This is a genomic window from Pseudomonas putida, assembly GCF_002025705.1.
Classification (GTDB): domain Bacteria; phylum Pseudomonadota; class Gammaproteobacteria; order Pseudomonadales; family Pseudomonadaceae; genus Aquipseudomonas; species Aquipseudomonas putida_J.
On the sequence record NZ_CP018846.1, the window covers coordinates 4,108,267 to 4,125,501 of the forward strand.

Sequence of the window (17,235 nt, forward strand, 5' to 3'; positions counted from 1 at the left end):
CGAGTGTGCGTCAGACGCGGAAGTAGCCCACCGACGAATCGAATGGCAGGCGCTTGAGCTCGATCTTGTTCAGGTCCAGTACGTCACGCAGCGCCTGGGTCTCGCCCGGGAAGTTGCGGTAGGCCACTTCGTCCAGCACCACGATCGCACCCTTGGGCATGTACGGCAGGAAGGTTTCCAGCGCCACCTTGGTCGATTTGTACAGGTCGGTGTCGAGAATCAGCATCGCCACTACCAGGTCCGGGCGGGTCTTGACGAAGGCTGGCACGGTTTCCAGGATGTCGCCCTTGACGATCTCGCAGCGCGGGATGCGGTTGACCGGACGGATCAGGTCGTTGGCATCGATCATGTCCTGGATCAGCGTCTCGTCGGTGTCGGAGAACATGCTTTCGTTGATGTCGGCCGGGTCCTGCTCGGCATCGATGCTGGCGAAGCCGCCGAAGGTATCGAAACCAATGATCGAACGGTTGATCGCATAGGGCTCAAGGATCATCGACAGCTGCATGTACAGCATCAACGAGTTGCCTTTGTACACACCGCACTCGACGATGGCGCCCGGAATGTCCTGGACCATCTTGAACAGCTCGATGCGCGACAGCGCAGCGGTCACGGCGATACGGTTGGCGAACAGGAACGGCGCATCAGCCACGTATTGGGCATCGACACGGCTCAGCACGCTGGCGCGCTTTTCGTTGTACTCGACCTCGGCAGCAGTCAGGCGACGTTTGGTCATGGGTTAACTCCCTGGAATTGCGAAAAGTCGCTGGCATTGAAAAAGTCTTTGAAGCCGGCCTCTGCGTCCGAACAGCCGTTGTCGACGTTCGGTGCGCCGCGCTTGTGCAGCAAGTCTTGCAGGTGGATCAGGCGGAAGTCCACGCTGAAGCGCACCTTGTCGGTGAAGTTGGCCACGGTGCCGTGCAAGTGGGCACCGGAGAAGATCAGCATCTCGCCACTGTTGGCCGCCACACGCAGCTCGGCGCTGGTGTCGATGTCTTCCAGCGGCACCGGGTGCACCCGGGTCTCTTCGGTGATGTTCTGCGAGGCCTTGTGCCGCTGCACGTTGATCCAGTCGTTCAGGCTCCACTGCGCCGAACTGTTCTGCACCGGCCGCTCGAAGTACGCCGGGTTGATCATCATGGTCTGCTCGGGCTCGATGCTGTACACCGGCATCCAGGTGTTCACCTGGCTTTCGACGCTGCCGTACCAGGTATCGCGGTGCGGCTTGTACGCGTAGCTCACACCTGCATGCAGGTAGTCGTAGTTCGGCACCACGCGTACCCGTGGCACGTCGAAGATGTAGTCCTTCGGGTCGGCGCCGATTTCGCGGATGAAATCGCGGATCAGTGCCTTGGCTTCAGGGCCATTGGTGAACTGGCGCTTGAGTGCGGTGACGCGCTCGACGAAGGTTTCCACCGGCATCATCTTGTGCAGCGACTGGTGGTCGGTTTCGCCTTCGAACGCGGCGGTGATGCTCTGCCGGGCCAGGGCGCACAGTTGGTGTGCATTGCCAAGGCCGGTTTCGAGGAAGATATCGCCCTTGAACAGCGCGCCCCGATAGTCCGGCTTGTTTTTCACCTGGTTGACATAAAGATTCATACTTGCCCCTTCAGCACTCATTCAGCCCCATGCGACCTTGTGATCGGCATGCCGGCAGGAAACTTTAAAGCCTGCGCGTACCAGCGATCAGAATCCCTTGCCTGCAACGGCATACACGTCGCGCACCTGCTCGGCACTCGGGAAGTTCTCGGTGATCAGGCCGCGCTGCATGCTCTTCTGCTGGGTAAACGGATACTCGCGTTCGATGAACGTCGGCTCGCTGGCATTTTCATAGCGCCCGCTGATGGAAATGCGCAGTCGGTCATCGCCTTCGCGAGAAGACCGATGAATGGTGAAGTTCGACATCAAGCAAACGCCACCCTTGCCGACACAGACAGGAACGAAGTCACTTTCCTTGTAGTGCTTCTCGTCGACCCGCAGCACATGCTGTTGCTGGTCGCCGCTGAGCAGGCCAAGCAAGTGGCTGCCGGGCAGCACTTCCATGGTGAACAACCGTGGGTCGATGTCCATGAATGGGATCCAGGTGGTGATGGTATCCAGGCTGCCCTGTACCGAGGTCCAGTCCTGGTGCACGTCGAAACCCTGATAGCCCCCCGGGATCACCAGCTGCTTCGACATCAAGTGCAGTACGGGAGTGGTCTGGAACAACGGCGTGGTGATACCCAGGTCGGCAGCCGCATCGCGCAAGCGCTCGGCGGTCATCAACCGGTAGACCCCGTACAGCTTGGAGCACATGCGCAGCGTCGCCAGGTAGAGCGCAACGTTCGCGCCCAGCAACGCGGCCATGTTGCGGTGCAGGGTTTCGACGGCAGGGCCAGCGGCGACCGGCAGTGCCAGGCGGTCAAGCTGCTGGGCGAAGGCCAGGTTGAAGTGGGCAAGGGTTTCATCGAGGTGCAGCGGGTCGAAAATATCCTCGGCAACCAGGTAACCCTGCTCCCTGTAAAAGCGGATTTGATTTCGATCAAGAATTTTTCCCATCGGCCCGGTGCCCTTTTTAGTTACGCCAGCGGAGGTGCTATCGTGGGCGGCAGTATACACAGCGTACCTTTGGATCGGCTTGACCTGGCTCAGCCTCGAATTTCCTGGATGCCATGATGCAAAAAGTTGTCATTTTCGGAGTTCTGGACACTGCCCAGCTGGCGCACTACTACCTGAAGAAGGACCCTTCGGTGCAGGTGGTCGGTTTTACCGTGAACGAGCGCTACCTGCCCGAATCGAGGCTGTTCGAAGGGCTGCCGGTGGTGCCGTTCGAAACCCTGCAGGACTATTTTCCAAGCACCGACTACAAGCTGTTCGCGCCCATGACAGGGCGCAAGATGAACCGCCTGCGCGAGTCGGTGTACCTGCAAGGCAAGGAAAAGGGTTATGACTTCATCTCTTATGTCAGCCCGCATGCCACGGTGAACGATAACGTCATCGGCGAGAACTGCTTCATCCTCGAAGACAACACGCTGCAGCCGTTCACCACCATCGGCAACAACGTGGTGCTGTGGAGCGGCAACCATATCGGCCACCATGGCGAAATCCGTGACCATGTGTTCTTCACCTCCCACGTGGTGCTGTCCGGGCACTGCCTGGTCGAGCCCTACGCCTGGTTCGGCGTCAACGCCACCATCACCAACAACTGCACCATCGGCGAAGGTACCTGCGTCGCCATGGGTGCGCTGATTTCGAAAGACACTCAACCCTGGCAGCTCTATGTCGGTGCCCCCGCGCGCGCCGTGAAAAGCAGCCAGGATCTGGATTTTTAGGTAGAGCATGGCCTGGAAAAAACTCGGCAGAACCTTCGACCCTGACCACGACTGGGTCGGCTCCCACGCCCAGGTGCCCACCGCACTGGTGCTGGACGATGTGATCAGGGTGTTCATTTCCACCCGCAACAGCGCCGGCAAGAGCCTGTGCTACGCAGTAGACCTGGACAAGCACGACCCACGCACCGTCGTCGCCCGCCACCGCGAACCGTGCCTGGGCTTCGGTGCCCCCGGCACCTTCGATGACGAAGGGGTGATGCCCAGCTATGCGGTGAAGAAAGATGGCCGCACCTACCTGTACTACAGCGGCTGGAACCAGCGGCTGACCGTGCCGTACCACAACGCCATGGGCGTTGCGGTCTCGGACGACGATGGCCTGCACTTCAAGAAGCTGTTCGAAGGCCCGATCATGGATCGCACGGCCACCGAGCCCTACCTGGCGGTGACGCCCACCGTGCTGTACGACGAAGGCCTGTGGAAGATGTGGTACGTCTCTGGTACCCGCTGGCTGGAGGTGGATGGCAAATACGAGCCGTTGTACGTGATCAAGTACGCCGAATCCCGGGATGGCTTCGAGTACACCCGCTTCCCGCAGCAATGCCTGGTGTCGCGCTTCGAAACCGAAGCCTTTTCCCGCCCCTGCGTGATCAAGGACAACGGGGTGTACAAGATGTGGTACTGCTCGCGCGCCTCGCAGGACTACCGCAACGGTGCTGGCTCCTACCGCATCCGCTACGCAGAGTCGCTCGACGGTCGGGCCTGGACCCGCCATGACGACGAAGGCATAGCGCCGTCGGACGAAGGCTGGGACTCGCTGATGACCTGCTACCCGTTCATCTTCCAGAGCAACGGGCACACCTACATGCTGTACAACGGCAACCGTTTCGGGACCAGCGGCTTCGGCCTGGCCCAGTGGAGTGATGATGAGTAACGAACAGCTGCAAGACGACGTCTACAAACTCGAATCCACTGCTTCGGACCTGCAGTACGCCTTCCGTGACAAGTTGCGCGACCTGTACCTGAACAGCCCGCTGTCGGACGATGACGTGCTGTTCAACCTCGGCCTGTACACCCGCAGCTCGGTGTTGGTGAAGTTCATTGTGCTGAGCGACCTGTACAAGCGTTTCAAGCACATCCCCGGCATGATCTGCGAATTCGGTACCTGGTACGGCCACAACCTGGTCCTGCTGGAAAACCTGCGGGCCATGTACGAGCCGTTCAACAAGCAGCGCAAGATCGTCGGCTTCGACACGTTCGAAGGCTATTCGGCACCAGGCGAGAAAGACCGCAAGGAAAGTGGCGTGTGGGTCGAGAACTCGTACTCCACCAAAGCCAGTTACAAGGACTACCTGAACGAACTGCTGCAGGTACACGAAGGCAACAACGTGCTCGGGCACAAGCGCGGCGTGCATGAACTGGTGGCGGGTGACGTCTGCCAGACCGCACCTGAGTTCTTCAAGGCCAACGGCGCTGCCATCGTCGCCTTCGCCTACTTCGACATGGGCCTGTACGAGCCGACCCTGGCAGCGCTCAAGGCGATCAAGCCGCATCTGGTCAGCGGCAGTGTGCTGCTGATGGACGAACTGACCTGGGCGGAATCGCCAGGCGAGGCACTGGCCTTCAAGGAAGTCTTCAGCCCTGCCGAATACAGCCTGGAAAAGTGTGAGCTGTACCCTTCCAAATGCATCGTCACGATCAGGTAAGGCGCCCATGATTTCCACCGAGGCGTTCGACCGGCGCATGGCGCAGCAGGGCTGGCTGATCTTCGAGAACGCCATCCCTGCCGCTATCGTCGAGCAGATGCGCGAAGACATCCACAAGGCCTACGCCGTCTGTCGCGACTACCAGGTCAAGAACGGCATCGACCAGGACACCAGCAACACGGTGCATCACCTGATTGGGCAGTTCGACAGCTTTTTCGACTGCCTGAAGGCTTACCCGATCTATGCCTTCATCGAGCGCTATTTCGCCGGCCAGTTCATCCTCAACTCCTATGGCGGTGCCATCAACACGCGTGCCAGCCAGTCCTATGCGCAGCGCGTCCACCGGGATATCCGCTCTTATTCCGGGGACATGCCGCTGCTGCTGAACACGCTGGTGATGCTGGACGACTTCACCGCCGACAATGGGGCGACCTGGATGCTCTCCGGCTCGCACAAGGCCGAAGCCAAGCCGACCGACGAGTATTTCAAGGCCCACGCCGAACAGGCGATCGCCCCGGCCGGCAGTATCCTGATGTTCAACTCCAATGTCTGGCATGCTGGCGGCAGCAACGTGACCGATCAGGTACGCCGCTCGGTCACACCGATGTTCTCCAAGCCATTCATGAAGCAGCAATTCGATTACCCGCGCGCCCTGGGCTATGACCTGGGGCCAGACCTCGAGCCGATGATGCGCCAGGTCATCGGCTACAACGCGCGGGTACCCGCGACCCTGGACGAGTGGTATCAGCCACCGGCCAGGCGCATGTACCACTCCAACCAGGGTTAACCATGTCACGCGACCTGAACACCGAGTACCAGGACACGGAAAACCGCCTGTACGCCTACGACTTCGACTACATTCACCGCGACTACATGATCAAGGCGCTGAGCGGGCAGTTTCGCCCGGGCAATGCGCTGGAAATGGGTTGCTACCACGGCGAGTTCACCCGCAAGCTGTTGCAGGTCTTCGATGACGTGACCGTGCTCGAAGGCGCCTGCGACCTGATCGAGATCGCCCGCCGCAATGTGGCCGATACACGGGCAACCTTCATCCTCGGGCAGTTCGAGGACGCCACCTTGGAGCGGCGCTTCGACAACATTTTCCTGATCCACACCCTCGAACACCTCAGCGAGCCGCAGCCGGTGCTGAAAAAAGTACGTGAGTGGCTGGCGCCGGGTGGCCGGCTGTTCATCGTCGTGCCCAATGCCAACGCGGCGTCGCGGCAGATCGCGGTGGGCATGGGGCTGATCGACTTCAACGCGGCGGTTACCGACGGCGAACGCCAGCACGGCCACCGCTGCACCTACAGCCTCGACACGCTGGAGCACGAAGCGCTGCAGGCCGGCCTGCAGGTGACCCAGCGTGGCGGCATCCTGTTCAAGCCCATGGCCAACTTCCAGTTCGACGCTGCCTTGCGTGCCGGCATCATCGACCAGGCGTTTTTCGATGGCTGCTACAAGATGGGCATGAAGTACCCGGACCTCACCGCGAGCGTCTACGTGGTCTGCGAGGCCTGAGCCTCAGAGGTAATCGTAGGCCGCCAGGTGCGGCCCGATGCCCTCGGCGCCGACTTCCATCAAGGCATCGACGATCGACAGGTAGGGGGTGAAGCCCTCGCCGCGTTGCCGATAAGGCAGCGGGCGCATGCCGATGAAGCGCAGGTCGATGCCGGCATCGGCGAACCTGGCAGGCGTATACAGCGAACGCCCACCCTGGGCATTGATATAGCGGGCCGCGCCTTCCTGGCGGCAGATATCCACAATCCGCTCCTGTGCCGCAAGCCGGGCATTGCCGTAGCCCTGGCTGCTGCTGACGATCTGTACCGTCTGGCCCATGAAACCGGCCAGCACCTGAATCTGATGGGTCAGGAAACCGGCCAGGTTGTTGTCCGGATGCGCCAGGATGCGCTCGATCACCGGGAACACCTGATCGAAACAGGGCGCCTTGCGGTAGGCCATTTCCACGCAGCGCAGCATGCGCCGCTGCCACTGGGCAGCGGGGGCAATGTCGATCTCGTTGATCTTGCGGTTCTGCGAGGCCTGCAACAACGGCAGGGTAATCAGCCCGGGTGCATTGTTGATCAGGATGCGGTTGCGGTTGACCCAGCCACGGACGATGTAATTCACATCGTCGTAGACCACGAAGCGATCTGCGGCCTGCAACAGTTGCCAGTAGCCGATGTAGGGGAACAGGTAAGGCTGCATGATCGCCACGGCGCTCATGCAGCAGCCCCGGCGATCAGGCCAATAATGAAGTCGACAGTAGCGTGGTCGAGGTCGGGATAGATCGGCAGGCAGATCACCTGCTCCACCACCTGATGCGCCACCGGCAGGTTGCCGGCGCTGGCCGACGGATACCCGCGGTACATCGGCAGGCCGCTGATCAGTGGCTGGAAATACCGCCGCCCATGGATGTTGTGGGCCGCCAGGTGGGCGAACAGTGCGTCGCGGCTCAGCCCGAACTCAGGCCCCACCAGGATCGGGAAGTAGGCATGGTTGGCGACTGCCTCGGCCACCCCGCTAATGCAGTGAATACCGGCAATGCCCGCGAGGCCGGCACGGTAACGCTGGTCGATGCGCCGGCGTTTCTCCAGTGCTTCGTCCACGCCTTGCAGTTGCAACAGGCCAAACGCCGCGTGAATCTCGCTGAGCTTGCCGTTGGTGCCGGTCACTTCCACGGTAGTGCCGTCGGCAGACAGGCCGAAGTTCTTCAACTGGTCGATGCGCCGCTTGGTCGCCTCGTCGCGGCAGACGATGGCGCCACCCTCGAAGGTGCTGAACACCTTGGTCGCATGAAAGCTCAAGGTGGCCATGTCGCCGTGACGCAGCAGGCTGCCGCCAGCGTCCTGCGAACCAAAGGCATGGGCGGCATCGTAGATCACTTTCAGGCCGTGGCGGTCGGCGATCGCGCGTATCGCCTCGACATCACAGGGGTAGCCGTAGCAGTGAACCGGCAGGATCGCCGTGGTGTTCTCGGTGATGGCCGCTTCGATGCGCGCAGGGTCCAGGTTCAGGGTGTGCGGGTCGATATCGACGAACACCGGCGTCAGGTTGTTCCACAGCAATGAATGCGCGGTGGCGACGAAGGAGTACGGCGTGGTGATCACCTCACCGCTGAGCCCGGCCGCCTGCAGCGCGGTGATCAAGGCCTGGGTACCGTTGCAGAACAGCGATACGTGCTCCACGCCCAGGTAGGCGCACAGCGCCGCCTCCAGCTGCCGGTGCATGATGCCGCCGTTGGTCAGTATGTGGCTGTCCCAGATTTCCTGCAGGTAGGGCAAAAACGCGTCCAGCTCAGGCAGTGACGGCTGGGTCACGTAGACCGGTTGCCGGCCAGGCTCTGGCAATGCTTGCGCGGACGCAGCCGTTGACTGCTCCCAGGGGGTACGGGCGTGGGCAGGCTTGGGCATGTCAGATCGCCTTGTCGAACTCATGCCGCGCCCAGAAGTCGCGCATGATCGCCCAGCAGCGCCGGGATTCACCTTGGGCAGCTGCGCCATACAGCACCTGGCACTGCTCGCCGTGGATACGGAAGCTGCTCAGCGGCTGAATCAGGTAGACGGTGTTGCCGCGCAGGGCGAGGTTGAGGAAGATCGCCACGTCCGAGGCCCAGGCAATGGGTTGCTGGTCAACCGACATGAAGTCCGGGGTAATGCCCAGCATGTCAGCACGGCGGAACATCACCGTGCTCGGTTCGCCGACAAAATTGAGCTGCGACTGCATCAGTGCAGTACCCAGCGACAGGCCTTCGATCAGCGAGTCGTCCGCTACCGGGGCCTGGGTGGCAGCGATATCGGCCAGTGGCTCACCGTGCTGGTCGATGCGCTGGCGCTTGGAGGTCACCAGGGTGACATCCGGGTAGCGGCGGAAGCTGTCGAGCATCCGCTCCACGCATTCGAGGTCCAGCAGGTCGTCGTCATTGAGGAACTTGATGAACTCGCCACGCGCTTCTTTCAGGCAGAGCACGTGATTGAGGCGGCCGATGTCTTTGCCGGCATCCGGGTTGCGCACATAGCGCACACGCGGGTCGTGCTGGCTCAGGTCGGCGCATATGCGTTCGATTTCATCGGTCGGGCAGTCGTCGCACACCAGGATTTCCAGGTTGCGGTAGGTCTGGTTCAGCGCACTGCCCAGGGCGTCGTACAGGTGCTCTGTCTTGTAGGTCGGCATGACGATGCTGACCAGTGGCTGGGCACTTTCCGCCAGCTGTCGCGCGGTCTTGCGAAACTCCAGTACCAGTTGCCCGGGCAGCGGTGCGTCCAGGCCGCTCAGTTGCGGATCGCAGCTGGTGCCCGCTTCGCTGATGGCCACCGGCTCCAGGCCGACCATCGTGCAGATCCGCGTCAGCTCCTCGGCGTCGAAGGTCCAGGCGTGCTGGCGCAGGGCCGTATTCAGCCTTTCGCCGCGGCCGATACCTGGGGCCTCGGGGTGGCTGCGATTGCCCAGGTAATCGTCGATCAGCGCGTTGAGGTCGGTGCAGACCAGGCGGACCACCCCACCCGGTTGCAGCGCCCGGCGGCATTCGTGCAGCAGGCGGATAGCCTGGTTGCGCCCCAGACGCTGCAGAAAATGGGCGCTGTAGATCCCTGCCAACGTACCCGTTTCCCACGGCAACGCCTGACCCGGCGCCCACTGCAAGTCAGCGCCTGCGGCATCCAGATCGATATTGATGAAGCCCTGGCGTGGGTGATCGGCGCAACCTAGGTTCAAGTAGATGGGGGGCATGGTGCTCGCTTCGAAGGGATCTTCAGGGACGTACTGCTGCAACCGCTGTATCGGCCGCAATCTTCCGAGCATGACTGTGAATTTCGAAAGACGTCAGCATGCCGCAGGCATGATCGCCAAATCCCTTTCGCGGTACAAGGCCGCCCCTACAGACGGCCCTGAGGCATCGATTCATTCGGCAATGGCGTTTTTCCCCGAGCCTTTGGCCCGGTACAAAGCCTTGTCGGCCCGCGCCAGCAGTTCCTCCTGGCCCTCCCCGTCCTGCCACTGCACCACGCCGTAGCTCATGGTCAAGCGGCAATCGCCCACTGGCTCCATCCGCTCCATCATCCGGCGCAACTGCCCGGCCAGGTCGAGCGCCTCGCCCAGGGTGGTTTGCGGCAGCACCATGACGAATTCGTCACCGCCCCAACGCGCCAGCAGGTCGAGCTCGCGCAGGCTGCTACGCAGGTTGTCTGCTACCCGGATCAGCGCCGCGTCGCCCCGGGCATGGCCATGGTGGTCATTGATCGGCTTGAAGTCATCCAGGTCCATGGCAATCAGCGCCAGCGGCTGGCGGAAGCGCTTGGCCCGTTCGCACTCCTGCTGCAAGGTCTTTTCCAGCCGGTAGCGATTGGCAACCCGCGTCAGCGCATCGCGCTCGGCCAGGATGCGGTTTTCGTCGAGCTGGCGCTGCAGCTGCTGGTTGACCCACGACAGCTCGCGGGTGCGCTCGGCCACCTGGGCTTCCAGCGAATGGTTCTTCTGCTCCAGCTGCGCCACCAGGCGCTTGCCCGCGTCGATATTGCGGTGCGCGCCGAGCATGCGTGCCACCGAGCCATCCTCGTTGCGGGCAATGATATGGCCACTGTCCTCGATCCACAGGTAGCTGCCATCCTGGCAGCGGCAGCGGTATTCGATGAGATAGTGCTCGTTGCGCTGGTTGATGTAGGCCTCGAAATGCGCCATCACCCGTGGGTAGTCCTCGGGGTGGATCACGCTTTCCCAGGTCAGCACGGTGTTGGCCTTGGAATGGCTTTGGTAACCGAGCATGGCGTACCAGCCGGGGTTGCGATAGACGTAGCCGGTATTGGCATTCCAGTCCCAGATACCATCGCTGATCAACTCGAACAGCGTGGCCAACTGCTGCTCACTGAAGCCGGCAGGTGCCGGCAGTGTTTCCTGACTCATGGACGCTCTCCCTGGTGTCCAGCAACTGCGCCCCGGTCAAGGTGCTGCCGACAGTGCTTGTGTTTGCCGCAGGCGGCAACGTACTTCCTCTGACAGGCAAGCATATGCCTGGCGGGCGACCATCGGAATAGCCCGAACGTCCTATTTTCGTGGCTTGCACGACTGGCATGGGTTTTGCCCGTTTTCCCTGGCTTTGCAACTTCCAAGGAGGAGAACATGGCAATCACCCTCAATGGCCTAGGTTGGCAGGCCCCCGTGCACCAGCAGCAGCGCATCAACCACGACCAGGCGCAAGCCGCGCTGGTGCCGTTCCATGCGCCGCTGGCCACCAGCAATATGTCTGCGCAGCAGAACAGCCAGGGCAGCACTTCGCAGCAAAATGCCGACGATGCCCGCGAAGAAGCTTTCGCCAAGCTCAAGGTCATGCTGCAGAACCCCGACCTGGCTGCCCGCCAGCAGGCCAGCACCAGTACCCAGGAAACCGGTGATGCGCTGCAGGAGTTCCGCGACTACATGGCCAAGTCACCGGAGGAGAAGATCAAGGAGAAGGTCCTGCAGGAACTGGGCATGACCGAGGACGAGTACAACGCCCTGCCACCTGAGCAACAGGCCCAGGTCGATGAGCAGATCGCCCACCGCATGAAGAAAGATGTCGAAATCAAGACCCAGGCCAAGTTGGCCGGGCAGACAACAGAAACCGAACAGGTCTGAAACCAGGGTGTGGCCAGCGCAACGTTGGCCACACTTCAGGCCAGCAGTTTCAATGCCTCCTCTACCGCAGCCACCCGTGGGTTGCCCGTGGCTCCGGGCAAGCGCCAGGCCGCGATGGTCAACCCGAGGGGCACCGAGCGGGCCAGGGGCGCGACCAGTTCGCCACTGTCGAGATAGGGCTGTATCAGGCTTCTGCGCCCGATCAGCACGCCGGCGCCCAGCAAGGCTTGCTGCACCGCGATCGAATACAGGGAAAAACCGGGGCCGCGAGCCACGAAGTGCTGCTCAGGCATGATCGCAGCCGACCACACGTCCCAGTCCTGCCAGCCGACATCCTTGATGCAGCGTGCGCTGGCCAGATCCGCAGGCGCACTTATCTGCATGGCCAGTGCAGGGCTGCACACCGGCAGGATGTCTTCGTCGGCCAGCTTGCGCTGGCCGCGCTCGACCCGCTCGACATAGAACAGGCAAAGGTCGAACGGGCTGCGCTTGAGGTTGGGCGCTTCGTCGACTGCGGTTACCGAGATCTCGATGGGTGCGAGCATTTCGGTCAGGCGCGGCAGCCGTGGCCCGATCCACAATTGCGCCAATGCTGGCGAGGTGACGATATGCACCCGCTGCGGCGCGGCCAGCCGGCGCAGGGTGCGGGCGGCCTCCTCCACCGCATCGAAGGCGTCGGTGAACTGGGTCTTCACGCTTTCGCCCAGCGGGGTCAGGCGCACCCCCTTGGCATGGCGCTCGAACAAGGCTGCGCCGTACTGGCTTTCCAGGGTCTTGATCAACGCCGCAATCGCCCCTGGCGTGACCTTCAATTCATGCGCAGCCCGGGCAAAACCGCCGAGCCGCGCAGACGCCTCGAATGCGCGCAGGGCGTTGAGTTGCAAGGTGTGCCGGGTAGGTGAGTCGAGCGACATGGTTTCAGGCCTATTTTTTTTAGGCCTAATATTCCAGAAATCTGCGTTGTTACCAAGCCATGCGGGTTTTACCTTGAGCGGGCCTGATGAATTGCCAAGGAACCGACATGCACTACAAAAGCGCGATGCACGCATTCACCGAAGGTGTCCGCGCGGTACTGCCACTGATGACCGGCATGGTGCCCTTCGGCCTGATCACCGGGGTGACGGCCATTGGCGTGGGCATGTCGCCCTTCGACGCGATGGGAATGACCCTGCTGTTCTATTCCGGGTCTGCGCAGATGGTGGTGCTGCAACTGATGCAGAGCGGTGCACTGCCGTTGACCATGGTGGTCACCGCCCTGGTGATCAACCTGCGCTTCCTGATGTACAGCGCCGCCCTGGCCCCGCACCTGAGCGACCTGCCACGCCGCAAGAGCTGGCCGTTGTCATACCTGCTTTCGGACCAGTCGTTCGCGTTGTGCAGCCTGAAGTTCGGCGCCGGCGACCTCGGCCGGTTTGCCTTCCCCTACTACCTGGGGACTGCCTTGCCGATGTGGTTCGGCTGGAACCTGGCGGTGCTGGCCGGCGTATACCTGGGTACCGGCATCCCGGAATCCTGGTCGCTGGGCTTTGCCATTCCGCTGTCGTTCCTGGCACTGCTGGTGCCAGGCATCCGTAACCCGGCCATGCTGGGCGCAGCGGTCGCGGGTGGCACGCTGGCCGTGCTGGCCCACGACCTGCCCTACAACCTCGGCTTGCTGGTCGCCTCGCTGGGCGGTGTGATCAGCGGCTTGACCCTCGAACAACTGCGCAAGGGCGCACGTGTGGCAGCGGAGGCGCCATGACCGACATCAACCCATGGCTCACCTTCGCCCTGATTGGTCTGGGCACCTTTGCGATACGCCTGTCGTTCATCGAGTTCTATGGTGCCCTGCGCATTCCACCGCTGTTGCGCCGCGCACTGGTGTATGTGCCGGCCAGTGTATTGGCCGCACTGGTGTTGCCGGCCGTGGTGTTCAAGGCCGGCCAGCCTGGGATTGACTGGGGCAACCCGCAGATACCGGCAGCGATCGTGGCTGGGCTGGTTGCCTGGCGTACACGCAGCACGTTGCTGACCCTGGCGGTTGGCATGGGCGTGTTGTGGGGGTTGCAGTACTGGGGAATGTGATCGGCTGAGGATGGCATGAAGGCTTCTGTGGGCCAGCCATAACAGATTTTGCGCCTTTGGGATCAAGCGCCGCCCGCGCGGCGCATCGCGGATGAATCCGCTCCTACAGTTGTTGCAACGTACCGAACCTGTTACGCCATGGTTGCCAGCCTTGGCGCATGTCCTGAACCGTGCAAACCGGCTGACAACCATGACCTCACAAGCATGGCCACGTTGCAACAACTGTAGGAGCGGATTCATCCGCGATGCGCCGCGCGGGCGGCGCTCGGTATCACAGGCGCTGAAATTGTTGTGGCAGGCCCATCGAAGCCCTGACGCGCCCCCCAGCCAGCATCTCAATCCCCCACCAGACTGAACCTGTTCCGCCCACTCCGCTTGGCTTCATACATCGCCTTGTCTGCCAACGCCAAAGCCTCCTCGGCACTCTGCGGTTCATGCCCGGACAGGTTCAGATAAACCCCGATACTGGCACCAACGGCCACTTCAGCATCCTCCACCGAAATTGGCGCCGACAGCACATCGCACAGCTTGCGCGCAATATCCCGGGCTGACGCCTGGTTGGCCACGGCCTGGGCGATGACCACGAACTCGTCACCCGCCAGCCTGGCCACCGTGTCATCCGCCCGCATAGTCGCGAGCATGCGCCCCGCTGCAGCCTGCAACACGGCATCACCCGCCTCGTGCCCATGCTGGTCGTTGACCTGCTTGAAGCCATCCAGGTCGATGAAGAACAAGGCAAAGGCGGCACGCTGCTGCAGGGCGAAATCCAGCTCCTTGTGCAGTGCCACCCGGTTGGGCAAGCCGGTCAACGGGTCGAGCGTGGCCTGGTCGAGCAGGGTCTTTTCCTTGCGCTTGCGCTCGGTCACGTCCAGCGACATGACGAAAAAGCCCTCCACTTTGCCGTTGCGGATATCAGGCACATAGGACGCGTGCCAGATCCGCGAGTCGTCGCGGCCGTAGCTCACGTTGTCGGCCTCTACCCGCTCCCCGGCCAAGGCCTTTTGGAAGCAAGGCAGCAGTTGCTGATACACCTGCGCCGGGAGCAGATCCTGCACCTTGCGGCCCTTGAGCTCAGTGGGCTCTACACCGAACACCTGGCGGTACACGGCATTGTTGAAGCGGTATTCGAGGTCGGTGCCGATCTGCGCGATCAACACCGGGATGTTGTCGGCGATGGCCTGCAGGGTTTCCTGGCTGCGCGCCAGTTCTTCGGTGCGCTGCGCCACTTGCTGCTCAAGGGTGGCCTGGTAGCGCTGCAGTTGCTGCTGGCGGCGCTTGCGCTCGCTGATGTCACGCACGAAGACCACCATCTGCTCGGTGACACCGCGCGCGTTGCGCAGCGCCGATACACTTAGCTCGGTCCACAGCGCGGCATTGCCAAGCGTGCTCAACCGCACCTCGACCAGCAGCGAGTCCTGCTCGCCGGCCACTGTCCGCTGCCACGGCTCGTCCAGTCTGCTCATGTCCTGCGGGTGGATCAGCGCGCGCAGCTGGGTCAGCACCAGCAATTCCTTGGCCTGGCCCAGCAGTTGGCAGAATTCGCGGTTGGGTTCGAGGATGCGCCCGTCCAGGCCAACCAGTGCCTTGCTGGTCGGGCTGTTGTCGAACACGCGGTGAAAGCGCGCCTCGGAAGACACCAGTGCGCCCTGCTCCGCCTGCTGCACCGCGCTGCCCGAGTCGATGGCCAGGCTACGGTGCAGCATCTCGCGCTCGACGATCCGCGCCAGGTCGCGCAGGTGGGCCAGTGCGGTTTCCGATACCTGGCGAGGGCGGGTGTCCAGCACGCACAAGGTGCCCACGGTCAGTTCGCCGGCAAAACGCAACGGCACGCCGGCGTAAAAGCGAATGCGCGGTCCGCCGGTCACCAGGGGGTTGTCTTCGAAACGCGGGTCGGCGCTGGCATCCGGGATCACCAGGATATCTTCGGCATGCAGGGCATGGGCACAGAACGCTACATCGCGCGTGGTTTCGGCAACCTCCACGCCCTGGCGCGACTTGAACCACTGGCGGTTCATGTCGACCAGCGACACCAGGGCCATGGGCACATCGAGCAGCACACTGGCCAACCGGGTGATGCGGTCGAAGGTTTCCTCGGCCGGGGTATCGAGGATGTTCAGGCTCTCGAGGAAACACAGGCGGGCGGCCTCGTTGAGAGGCGACGGGGCAATTTGCATGACAACTCGCTCGGCAAAATCCTGACCCGAAAACGATAGCGCCGCAGCGCTCAAGCGCAACCCTTTCCTCTCTACTATCAAATCGCTCAAGCCGTATAATCGCGTCCTTTTGTAAGCCTAAGACGTATTTTCATGAAGAAATTGCTTTGCGCCGTCGCCCTCGCCTTCGCCGCCATCCCCGCCGCTTTTGCCACCCCGCCCGCCACCTTCACCGAAGCCAAGGTGGTCGCCAAACAGAAGATCTACCTCGACCAGGGCAACAGTGCCATGGGCGAGTTGTACTGTGGCTGCAAGTGGACCTGGGTCGGCAAATCCGGCGGCCGAGTCGACCTGAAGTCCTGTGGTTATGAAACCCGCAAGCTGCAGACCCGCGCCGAGCGCACCGAGTGGGAACACATCGTCCCGGCCTGGACCTTTGGCCACCAGCGCCAGTGCTGGCAGAACGGCGGGCGCGAGCAGTGCGTCGACAGCGACCCGACCTTCCGCGCCATGGAAGCCGACCTGTTCAACCTTTATCCGTCCGTGGGCGAAGTGAACGGTGACCGCAGCAACTTCAATTACGGCATGGTTTCCGGCGTTGCGCCGCAATACGGCCAGTGCACCACCAAGATCGATTTCCAGCAAAAAACCGCCGAGCCGCGCGACGAGGTCAAGGGGCTGGTGGCACGCACCACGTTCTACATGTTCGATCGCTACAAGCTGAGCATGTCGCGCCAGCAGCAGCAGGTGTTGATGGCCTGGGACAAGCAGCATCCGGTGACGGCCTGGGAGAAGCAGCGTGATCAGCGGATTGCCGCGATCATGGGGCACAGCAACCCGTTCGTGACGGGTGAGCGCAAGTGGGCACTGGGGTATACGCCGCAGGGCGCGGCTGCGGTGCCGGCTACGGCGGTGAAAGAGGCGGCCAAGCCGACACTGGCCAGTGCGGTGACGGGTGGCGCGGTTGTGGGCAACCGCAATAGCCATGTGTATCACCTGGCCAGTGGTTGCCCGGGGTACAGCCAGGTTTCGCAGAAGAACCAGGTGGCGTTTGGCAGTGAGGCCGAGGCGCAGGCGGCGGGGTATCGCAAGGCTGGGAACTGCAAGTAACGGTGTGAGGGTTGTGTGAGGGCCAAGAGGTGTTCGCCTCGATACCTTCTGCGGTTTTGAGATCGAGCGCCGCCCGCGCGGCGCATCGCGGATAAATCCGCTCCTACATTTGTTGCAACGTGCCGAACCTGTAACGCCATGGTTGCCAGCCTTGGCGCATGTCTTGAGTCTTGCAAACAAGGCAGGCAACCATGGCCTGACAGGCATGGCCACGTTGCAACAAATGTAGGAGCGGATTTATCCGCGATGCGCCGCGCGGGCGGCGCTCGATCTAACAGGCGCTGAACCTTC

General features: G+C 62.2%; 18 protein-coding genes. 9 read left to right on the forward strand and 9 right to left on the reverse strand.

The genetic code is table 11. The features are described 5' to 3' along the window. Window positions 1–10: 10 nt before the first annotated feature. The 3 genes from BUQ73_RS18560 to BUQ73_RS18570 form a co-directional block, all read right to left on the reverse strand. Entirely contained in the window at window positions 11–733 is a 723-nt protein-coding gene (locus tag BUQ73_RS18560; RefSeq protein ID WP_027921127.1) for a TylF/MycF/NovP-related O-methyltransferase, read from the reverse strand. Continuing rightward, the gene (locus tag BUQ73_RS18565; RefSeq protein ID WP_027921126.1) at window positions 730–1,596 is read right to left on the reverse strand and encodes a hypothetical protein; all 867 of its coding nucleotides are present in this window, start codon (window positions 1,594–1,596) and stop codon (window positions 730–732) included. The genes BUQ73_RS18560 and BUQ73_RS18565 overlap by 4 nt, the downstream gene beginning before the upstream one ends. A gap of 87 nt (window positions 1,597–1,683) precedes the next feature. After that, window positions 1,684–2,535, reverse strand: coding sequence for a phytanoyl-CoA dioxygenase family protein (locus tag BUQ73_RS18570; RefSeq protein ID WP_079229167.1), 852 nt, complete (start codon window positions 2,533–2,535; stop codon window positions 1,684–1,686). Between the two features lie 116 nt (window positions 2,536–2,651). Here BUQ73_RS18570 and BUQ73_RS18575 point away from each other — a divergent pair, with 116 nt between their 5' ends. Genes BUQ73_RS18575 through BUQ73_RS18595 form a run of 5 tightly spaced genes read left to right on the forward strand, consistent with a single transcriptional unit; the run spans window position 2,652 to window position 6,529 of the window. Next, window positions 2,652–3,308 carry an acetyltransferase gene (locus BUQ73_RS18575; protein WP_079229168.1) on the forward strand — a complete coding sequence of 219 codons (657 nt, stop codon included), beginning with the start codon at window positions 2,652–2,654 and terminating at the stop codon, window positions 3,306–3,308. A gap of 7 nt (window positions 3,309–3,315) precedes the next feature. After that, window positions 3,316–4,239, forward strand: coding sequence for a hypothetical protein (locus BUQ73_RS18580; RefSeq protein WP_079229169.1), 924 nt, complete (start codon window positions 3,316–3,318; stop codon window positions 4,237–4,239). Further along, window positions 4,232–5,011, forward strand: a complete 780-nt coding sequence (locus tag BUQ73_RS18585) for a class I SAM-dependent methyltransferase (RefSeq protein ID WP_027921122.1) — start codon at window positions 4,232–4,234, stop codon at window positions 5,009–5,011. Before BUQ73_RS18580 ends, BUQ73_RS18585 begins: the two co-directional genes overlap by 8 nt. A gap of 7 nt (window positions 5,012–5,018) precedes the next feature. Then, on the forward strand, window positions 5,019–5,798 hold the full coding sequence (locus BUQ73_RS18590) for a phytanoyl-CoA dioxygenase family protein (RefSeq protein ID WP_079229170.1): 780 nt from the start codon (window positions 5,019–5,021) through the stop codon (window positions 5,796–5,798). A gap of 2 nt (window positions 5,799–5,800) precedes the next feature. Beyond that, on the forward strand, window positions 5,801–6,529 hold the full coding sequence (locus BUQ73_RS18595) for a class I SAM-dependent methyltransferase (RefSeq protein ID WP_079229171.1): 729 nt from the start codon (window positions 5,801–5,803) through the stop codon (window positions 6,527–6,529). A 3-nt stretch (window positions 6,530–6,532) separates the two neighbouring features. Here BUQ73_RS18595 and BUQ73_RS18600 read toward each other — a convergent pair whose 3' ends face one another. The 4 genes from BUQ73_RS18600 to BUQ73_RS18615 form a co-directional block, all read right to left on the reverse strand. Beyond that, window positions 6,533–7,234, reverse strand: coding sequence for a WbqC family protein (locus BUQ73_RS18600; protein WP_079229172.1), 702 nt, complete (start codon window positions 7,232–7,234; stop codon window positions 6,533–6,535). Next, window positions 7,231–8,421: a DegT/DnrJ/EryC1/StrS family aminotransferase gene (locus BUQ73_RS18605; RefSeq protein WP_079229173.1), complete on the reverse strand. Its 1,191-nt coding sequence runs from the start codon at window positions 8,419–8,421 to the stop codon at window positions 7,231–7,233. The genes BUQ73_RS18600 and BUQ73_RS18605 overlap by 4 nt, the downstream gene beginning before the upstream one ends. A gap of 1 nt (window position 8,422) precedes the next feature. Continuing rightward, a complete protein-coding gene (locus BUQ73_RS18610) occupies window positions 8,423–9,736 on the reverse strand; it encodes a glycosyltransferase (protein WP_192858665.1) in 1,314 nt (437 codons plus the stop codon). Between the two features lie 171 nt (window positions 9,737–9,907). Continuing rightward, complete coding sequence (locus BUQ73_RS18615; protein ID WP_079229174.1) at window positions 9,908–10,906, reverse strand: sensor domain-containing diguanylate cyclase; 999 nt, start codon at window positions 10,904–10,906, stop codon at window positions 9,908–9,910. A gap of 216 nt (window positions 10,907–11,122) precedes the next feature. Between BUQ73_RS18615 and BUQ73_RS18620 the strand changes: the two genes are divergently transcribed. Further along, window positions 11,123–11,617: a hypothetical protein gene (locus BUQ73_RS18620; protein ID WP_079229175.1), complete on the forward strand. Its 495-nt coding sequence runs from the start codon at window positions 11,123–11,125 to the stop codon at window positions 11,615–11,617. Window positions 11,618–11,652: 35 nt separating this feature from the next. On the opposite strand, the gene BUQ73_RS18625 is transcribed toward BUQ73_RS18620, so the two are convergent. Then, window positions 11,653–12,531, reverse strand: a complete 879-nt coding sequence (locus tag BUQ73_RS18625; RefSeq protein ID WP_079229176.1) for a LysR family transcriptional regulator — start codon at window positions 12,529–12,531, stop codon at window positions 11,653–11,655. A gap of 107 nt (window positions 12,532–12,638) precedes the next feature. Here BUQ73_RS18625 and BUQ73_RS18630 point away from each other — a divergent pair, with 107 nt between their 5' ends. Next, window positions 12,639–13,358 carry an AzlC family ABC transporter permease gene (locus tag BUQ73_RS18630; RefSeq protein ID WP_079229177.1) on the forward strand — a complete coding sequence of 240 codons (720 nt, stop codon included), beginning with the start codon at window positions 12,639–12,641 and terminating at the stop codon, window positions 13,356–13,358. Beyond that, window positions 13,355–13,681: an AzlD domain-containing protein gene (locus tag BUQ73_RS18635; RefSeq protein WP_079229178.1), complete on the forward strand. Its 327-nt coding sequence runs from the start codon at window positions 13,355–13,357 to the stop codon at window positions 13,679–13,681. Before BUQ73_RS18630 ends, BUQ73_RS18635 begins: the two co-directional genes overlap by 4 nt. 335 nt (window positions 13,682–14,016) lie before the next feature. Here BUQ73_RS18635 and BUQ73_RS18640 read toward each other — a convergent pair whose 3' ends face one another. Continuing rightward, window positions 14,017–15,855 carry a diguanylate cyclase domain-containing protein gene (locus BUQ73_RS18640; protein ID WP_079229179.1) on the reverse strand — a complete coding sequence of 613 codons (1,839 nt, stop codon included), beginning with the start codon at window positions 15,853–15,855 and terminating at the stop codon, window positions 14,017–14,019. 132 nt (window positions 15,856–15,987) lie between these two features. On the opposite strand from BUQ73_RS18640, the gene BUQ73_RS18645 reads away from it, so the two are divergent. Then, window positions 15,988–16,944, forward strand: a complete 957-nt coding sequence (locus BUQ73_RS18645) for an endonuclease (protein ID WP_079229180.1) — start codon at window positions 15,988–15,990, stop codon at window positions 16,942–16,944. The last annotated feature ends 291 nt before the right edge of the window (window positions 16,945–17,235 follow it).